The sequence below is a fragment of the Streptomyces sp. NPDC004629 genome (assembly GCF_042873595.1).
In the GTDB taxonomy this organism is placed as follows: Bacteria; Actinomycetota; Actinomycetes; order Streptomycetales; family Streptomycetaceae; genus Streptomyces.
This window is the reverse complement of sequence record NZ_JBIALO010000028.1, coordinates 103,804-110,587: the sequence shown is the minus strand read 5'-3', so window position 1 is coordinate 110,587 and position 6,784 is coordinate 103,804. Positions and strand designations below refer to the sequence as shown.

The 6,784-nt window shown below is 70.7% G+C and carries 6 protein-coding genes; 2 read left to right on the top strand and 4 right to left on the bottom strand.

The window, feature by feature from the left end; genetic code table 11:
• The 3 genes from ACFYTE_RS33075 to ACFYTE_RS33065 all read right to left on the bottom strand — a co-directional run.
• Positions 1-249, bottom strand: a 249-nt coding sequence (locus ACFYTE_RS33075; RefSeq protein WP_388718614.1) for an alpha-amylase family glycosyl hydrolase, incomplete at its 3' end; no start/stop codon positions are given.
• Positions 246-2,237, bottom strand: a complete 1,992-nt coding sequence (locus ACFYTE_RS33070) for an alpha-1,4-glucan--maltose-1-phosphate maltosyltransferase (protein WP_388718612.1) — start codon at positions 2,235-2,237, stop codon at positions 246-248. The genes ACFYTE_RS33075 and ACFYTE_RS33070, both read right to left, overlap by 4 nt.
• 69 nt (positions 2,238-2,306) lie before the next feature.
• On the bottom strand, positions 2,307-2,606 hold the full coding sequence (locus tag ACFYTE_RS33065) for a DUF5133 domain-containing protein (RefSeq protein ID WP_388718610.1): 300 nt from the start codon (positions 2,604-2,606) through the stop codon (positions 2,307-2,309).
• 302 nt (positions 2,607-2,908) lie between these two features.
• Between ACFYTE_RS33065 and ACFYTE_RS33060 the strand changes: the two genes are divergently transcribed.
• Both ACFYTE_RS33060 and glgX read left to right on the top strand, forming a co-directional pair.
• The gene (locus ACFYTE_RS33060; RefSeq protein WP_388718608.1) at positions 2,909-3,424 is read left to right on the top strand and encodes a pep a2; all 516 of its coding nucleotides are present in this window, start codon (positions 2,909-2,911) and stop codon (positions 3,422-3,424) included.
• Between the two features lie 23 nt (positions 3,425-3,447).
• Entirely contained in the window at positions 3,448-5,559 is a 2,112-nt protein-coding gene (gene glgX / locus ACFYTE_RS33055; protein WP_388718606.1) for a glycogen debranching protein GlgX, read from the top strand.
• Positions 5,560-5,892: 333 nt separating this feature from the next.
• On the opposite strand, the gene ACFYTE_RS33050 is transcribed toward glgX, so the two are convergent.
• Positions 5,893-6,702: a VOC family protein gene (locus ACFYTE_RS33050; RefSeq protein WP_388718604.1), complete on the bottom strand. Its 810-nt coding sequence runs from the start codon at positions 6,700-6,702 to the stop codon at positions 5,893-5,895.
• Between the last annotated feature and the right edge of the window lie 82 nt (positions 6,703-6,784).

Genomic DNA, 6,784 nt, shown 5'->3' with positions numbered 1-6,784 from the left:
GACGTCGTAACCGCCGTCGCGCAGCGGCGACTTGAAGAAGGGGGGCAGCCAGAGGCAGTCGACGCCGAGCCATTGCAGGTAGTCCAGCTTGGCGGCGAGGCCCTTCAGGTCGCCGACGCCGTCACCGTTGCTGTCCTGGAAGGAGCGGACCAGGACCTCGTAGAACACGGCGCGCTTGAACCACTCCGGATCCCGGTCCTTGGCGGGAGTGTCCTCGAACGTGTCGTGCACGGGCTCGTTCACGGTCATGAGGCTGCAGACCCTCCGATCTGGGGTATGGATCGCCGGACATGGAGCACGTGCGCCGGCGCCCGGCCGGGTGTGAGACGCACATAGTTGGTCCTGCCCCAGTGATAGGTCTCACCCGTCAGTTCGTCGTGCACCGGCACCGACTCGTGCCAGTCCAGGCCGAGTTGCGGCATGTCCAACGAGACTGTGGCCTCCTGGGTGTGGTGCGCATCCAGGTTCACGACCACCACGACCGTGTCGTCTCCGGTGCGCTTGCTGTACGCGAGGACGGCGTCGTTGTCCGTCGAGTGGAAGCGCAGATTGCGCAGGCGGCGCAGCGCGATGTGGCGCCGGCGGATGGTGTTGAGGCGGGTGATGAGGGGGGCGATGGTGCGGTGTTCGTGTGTGGCGGTGTCCCAGTCGCGGGGGGTGAGCTGGTATTTCTCGGAGTTGAGGTATTCCTCGCTGCCCTCGTGCAGGGGGGTGTTCTCGCACAGTTCGTAGCCGCTGTAGATGCCCCAGGTGGGGGAGAGGGTGGCGGCGAGGACGGCGCGGGTCTCGAAGGCGGGGCGGCCGCCGTGCTGGAGGTAGGCGTGGAGGATGTCGGGGGTGTTGGTGAACAGGTTGGGCCGCATGTAGGCGGCGGCTTCGCCGGTGAGTTCGGTGAGGTGGTCGGTGAGTTCCTGTTTGGTGGTGCGCCAGGTGAAGTAGGTGTAGGACTGCTGGAAGCCGATCTGGGCGAGGGTGTGCATCATCGCGGGGCGGGTGAAGGCTTCGGCGAGGAAGATGACGTCGGGGTCGGTGGTGTTGATGTCGGCGATGACGCGTTCCCAGAAGACGACGGGTTTGGTGTGGGGGTTGTCGACGCGGAAGATGCGTACGCCGCAGGCCATCCAGTGGCGCAGGATGCGGAGGGTTTCGGTGATCAGGCCGTCCATGTCGGTGTCGAAGGCGAGGGGGTGGATGTCCTGGTATTTCTTGGGGGGGTTCTCGGCGTGGGCGATGGTGCCGTCGGGGCGGTGGTGGAACCAGTGGGGGTGTTTGTGGACCCAGGGGTGGTCGGGGGAGCACTGGAGGGCGAGGTCGAGGGCGATTTCCAGGCCGTGGGCGGTGGCCTGCTCGACGAAGTGGCGGAAGTCTTCGGTGGTGCCGAGGGCGGGGTGGACGGTGTCGTGGCCGCCTTGGGGTGAGCCGATGGCCCAGGGGACGCCGACGTCGTCGGGGTGGGCGGTGAGGGTGTTGTTGCGGCCTTTGCGGTGGGTGGTGCCGATGGGGTGGATCGGGGGGAGGTAGACGACGTCGAAGCCCATGTCCGCGATGGGTTTGAGGCGTCGGGCTGCGGTGCGGAAGGTGCCGTGGGGGTGCTGGGGTGTGCCCTCGGAGCGGGGGAAGAACTCGTACCAGGAGCCGTACAGGGCGCGTTCGCGTTCCACGAGCAGGGGCAGTGGTGTGGAGGCGGTGACCAGTTCCCGCAGCGGATGCCGGGCCAGCACCTCCTCCACCTCCGGCGCCGACGCCACCGCCAACCGCTCCCGCGGCGGGCGCGAGTCGTCACCGAGCGAGCGCGCCGCGGCCAGCACCAGGTCGCGGTCGGGCCCCTGCGGCACCCGGGCGGCGGCCCGTGCGTACAGCTCGGCGCCCTCCTCCAGGACCAGCCCGGTGTCGAGGCCGGCCGGGATCTTGATCCCTGCGGTGTGCCGCCAGGTGGTGACGGGGTCGCCCCATGCCTCCACGTGGTAGGTCCAGCGGCCCATCGCGTCCGGGGTGACGTCCGCGCCCCAGCGGTCGGTGCCGGGGGCCGTCTCGCGCATCGGGGTCCAGGGGCCGGGCCGGCCCTCGGGATCGCACAGCACCACATGGGCGGCCACCGCGTCGTGCCCCTCGCGGAACACGGTCGCGGACACCTCGAAGGTCTCCCCGACGACCGCCTTGGCGGGCCGGCGTCCGCCCAGGACCACCGGGCGGACATCGAGGACCGGGATGCGGCCGATGGCCGGAGTCGAACTCATGGGTCTCACCTCCGCCGTGCGCGAAGCCGGGCCCGGGGCCCGGCCGTGGATCCGGTCTGCGCGGAACCTTCAGTGCCTCGCCGCCCTGGAACGCGGCTGCACCGGGGGCGCCCGCCGGATCCCGCCACGGCGTCGCGGCCCGCCGTCCCGCTCCCATGGGCGGCCGTCCCGGCCGCCGCGCAGACAGCGCTCCGCGGCCTGCGCGGCCTCCCGCGCGCAGCGCTTTCCCATGAGCACGCACAGGGTGTAGCCCGAGTCCTCGAACGTGGCCCGCACCGCGCGGTCGGACGGCGCCGCGAGCATCGCGCGTTCGCACGCCCGGTACCGGAGCAGCTGCCTGGCCACCTCGGCCTTCGCGGGTATCAGCATGGCCCTGTTCACCCTCCACGCTCTCGACTGGGCGCGTTTCCCGACGGTCGGGTGGACTCCGGGCACGACGTGGCACGGGTCCGTTACGGCGATCGAGGCATTTCACCCATGGTGCACGGATGAGCACGCAGCGTCTTGTTGGTTCTTCAACCACCTCGGGTGTGCTCCTGTTGCACGAATGGCGTAGCGCCTCCACTGTGGATCTGACTCGAAGCGACCAGCGCTCGACGCTCCGTGATCGGGGCCCATGCCCGTGGGGGGCGATGACGAGCGGGAGTTTTGCCGGTGAGGAGCAAGCGACGATGAAGACCGCAGTGCCCTGCTACTACCACCTCGACGTGGAAGTCAGCCCCGAGCGGGTGGGACAGGTCGGCCGCATCCTGGCCGCCCGTCTACGCCACTGGGACCTGGAGAACCTCGTGGTCCCCGTCCGCAGCGGCGCGGAACTGCTGCTGCGCGCCATCGACGATCACGCCACGGACAAGCGCGCGTCGATCGAGATGTGGTGGAACGGCCAGCACCTGATCACCGCCGTCGGCGACGACGACCGTGATCTGCGCCCCGACCAGGATCTGCGGCCCTGCCTGACCCGCATCGCGGCGATCAGCGACGGCTGGGGGTGCTGTGCGTCGGAGACCGGCAGCAAGATCATCTGGTTCTCGCAGCGGGCCCGTGCGGGCGAACGTGTCCCTCTGGTGCCGACGGCCCCGGCGCCCAGCCTGCGCCAGATGCGCCGGGTGCCGCGCGACACTCCGGCCGCCGCACCGGCGGCCCGGGCGGCGGGCGTGCCTGTGGCCGCCCTGGAGGGCGCCCGGTGACGGCGTCGACGTCCCGTACAGGGGTGCCCGTGTGGAGCGGGCACCCCTACCCGTTGGGCGCCGCCTTCGACGGGCAGGGCACCAACTTCGCCCTGTTCAGCGAGGTCGCCGAACGCGTCGACCTCGTCCTGGTCGACGAAGCGGGCACCGAGACCCGTCTCCCGCTGACCGAGGTCGACGGGTTCGTGTGGCACGGCTATGTCCCCGGGGTCGGTCCGGGCCGGCGCTACGGCTACCGTGTGCACGGTCCCTGGGACCCCGGCCTCGGCCACCGGTGCAACCCGGCGAAGCTGCTCCTCGACCCGTACGCGCGCGCCGTCGACGGACAGATCGACAACCACGCCTCGCTCTACGAACGCGCCCCCTTCGGCCCCGCCCCGGCCGACAGCGCCGGGCACTCCATGCTCGGCGTGGTGACCGACCCCTACTTCGACTGGGGCGACGACCGCCCGCTGCGGCGGCCGTACGCCGAGACCGTCATCTACGAGGCGCACGTACGCGGCCTGACGCGCACCCACCCGGACGTCCCGGAGCGGCTGCGCGGCACCTACGCCGCGCTCGCCCACCCGTCCATCGTCGAGCACCTGACCTCGCTGGGCGTGACCGCCATCGAGCTGATGCCTGTGCACCAGTTCGTGCAGGACGGCGTGCTCCAGGACCGCGGGCTGTCCAACTACTGGGGCTACAACACGATCGGCTTCTTCGCGCCGCACAACGCCTACGCCGCGTTCGGCACCCGCGGCCAGCAGGTCAACGAGTTCAAGGCGATGGTCAAGGCGCTGCACGCGGCCGGGCTCGAAGTGATCCTCGACGTGGTCTACAACCACACCGCCGAGGGCAACGAGCACGGCCCCACACTCTCCTTCCGCGGTATCGACAACGCTTCCTACTACCGCCTCGTGGACGGCGACTGGGCGCACTACTACGACACCACCGGCACCGGCAACAGCCTGCTGATGCGGCACCCCTACGTACTCCAGCTGATCATGGACTCGCTCCGGTACTGGGTCACCGAGATGCACGTGGACGGCTTCCGCTTCGACCTCGCGGCGACCCTGGCCCGGCAGTTCCACGAGGTGGACCGGCTGTCGGTGTTCTTCGACCTGATCCAGCAGGACCCGGTGATCAGCCGGGTCAAGCTCATCGCCGAGCCCTGGGACCTGGGGGAGGGCGGCTACCAGGTCGGCAACTTCCCGCCGCTGTGGTCGGAGTGGAACGGCAAGTACCGGGACACCGTACGGGACTTCTGGCGGGCGGAGCCGGGCTCGCTCGGCGAGTTCGCCTCCCGGCTCACCGGGTCCTCGGACCTCTACGCGCACAGCAGGCGCCGCCCGAGGGCCAGCGTCAACTTCGTGACCGCGCACGACGGTTTCACGCTGCGCGACCTAGTCTCGTACAACGACAAGCACAACGAGGCCAACGGCGAGGGCAACCGGGACGGCGAGAGCGTCAACCGGTCCTGGAACTGCGGCGTCGAGGGGGACACCGACGATCCCGCGGTCCTCGAACTGCGGGCCCGCCAGCAGCGCAACCTCCTGGCGACGCTGCTGCTGTCGCAGGGCATCCCGATGCTGTGCCACGGCGACGAACTCGGCCGCACCCAGCGCGGCAACAACAACGCCTACTGCCAGGACAGCGAGATCTCCTGGATCGGCTGGCGGCTGACCGACGAGCAGCACACGCTCACCCGCTTCACCCGGTACGTCATCGGGCTGCGCGCCGCCCACCCCGTGCTGCGCCGGCGCCGCTTCTTCCGTGGCGAGACGGCCACCCACGCCGGACAGCCGCTGCCCGACCTGGTGTGGCTGCTGCCCGACGCGCGCGAGATGACCGACCGGGACTGGCAGCGCTCCGACGCGCACTCGGTCGGCGTGTTCCTGAACGGCGACGCCATCGCCGAACGCGCCCCCCACGGGCGACGGGTGATCGACGACTCGTTCCTGCTGCTCCTCAACAGCTACTGGGAACCCGTCGACTTCCGCCTGCCCGACGCCACGTACGGCGACCGCTGGACCGCCCTGATCGACACCGCCGCCCCCGACGGCATCCCGAACGAACAAGCCCACAAGCCCGACACCCCCCACCGCATCGCCCCCCGAAGCCTGCTCCTCCTCTCCCGTCCCCCCACCTACTAAGGCGTTTACGGCCACGATGCTGCGGCACTGGAAGGCCGGGCAGCGCCCCGCCAGGGGCGCGGGGAACGGCGCGCCCAGCCACAACGCTGCCGCACCCGAACGACTGCCTGGTGCCCCTGCAAGGGGCGCGGGGAACGGCGCGACCAACCACGACGCCGCCGCACCCGAACGACTGCCTGGTGCCCCTGCAAGGGGCGCGGGGAACGGCGCGCCCAGCCACAACGCTGCCGCACCCGAACGCCGACGGAACCCACCGCGCCCCCACCTCACCGCACCCGGAACAACACAGCAACCCAACCAAGCCGAACCCCGCCAAAAGCGCCCCGCGCATTGTCACCGGCCGCGCCGCGAAGTCACCGTGAACTGCGCCCCGTCCGGGTCACGCAGCACGGCCTCGGCGGCATCCTCCCGCAGCACACTGCCCCCGTGCTTCTCCGCGGCCCGTCCGCACGTGGTCACGTCGGTCACGTAGAAGTGGACCTGCCAGTGCGGCCGGACCGCGGGATCGGGCGCGGCCTCCACCGCGCCCGAGTCGATGCGTGCCACGACGGCACCCTCGCTGCGCAGCACGACCTCCCCGCCCTCGTACTCGACCTCGCAGCAGCCGGGCAGCCCCGAGGCCCAGTCGAGGATCTCGCCGTAGAAGAGGGCCGAGTCGAAGGCGTTGCGCGTGTGGAGGCGGATGAAGGTCGGGGACGCCCGCCGCCACGACTCCCAGTTGGAGATCAGCTGGCCCTCCCAGATCCCGAAGGTCGCGCCGTCCCGGTCGGCCAGCAGGGCCGCCCGGCCGGGCGGGAAGGACAGCGGTCCGACCGCGGCCGTACCGCCGCGCTCGCGGGCCCGGCTCACGGCCACGTCCGCGTCCCGCACCGCGAAGTACGGTGTCCATGCCACCGCCATCTGCCACATCGCGGCGACCGCGGCGATCCCGGCGACCGGCACCCCGTTCGCCAGTGCGATCCGGAAGTGGTCGCCGAGCCGGACGCTGCGCCACCGCCAGCCGAGCACGGCCGAGTAGAAGTCCGCCGTGGCCCCGAGGTCACGGCTGGTGAGACTCACCCAGCACGGTGCGCCGAAAACGGAGTGCGTGGAGATGACGTCCTTCTTCTTCGGATCGCCGGCAAGGGGCGTGTCATGGTTCATCACAGTCGCGTCCTGATCTCATGGACCGGTGGCCACCGGTCTGTCACCAGTGTCCAACCGGAACCCGTTCCCCTGCCTGTCG

Excerpts from the sequence above, each read along its gene's own strand:
- ACFYTE_RS33060 (WP_388718608.1), top strand. The coding sequence starts at position 2,909 with ATGAAGACCGCAGTGCCCTGCTACTACCACCTCGACGTGGAAGTCAGC.
- ACFYTE_RS33050 (WP_388718604.1), bottom strand. The coding sequence starts at position 6,702 with ATGAACCATGACACGCCCCTTGCCGGCGATCCGAAGAAGAAGGACGTC.
- ACFYTE_RS33070 (WP_388718612.1), bottom strand. The coding sequence starts at position 2,237 with ATGAGTTCGACTCCGGCCATCGGCCGCATCCCGGTCCTCGATGTCCGC.
- ACFYTE_RS33065 (WP_388718610.1), bottom strand. The coding sequence starts at position 2,606 with ATGCTGATACCCGCGAAGGCCGAGGTGGCCAGGCAGCTGCTCCGGTAC.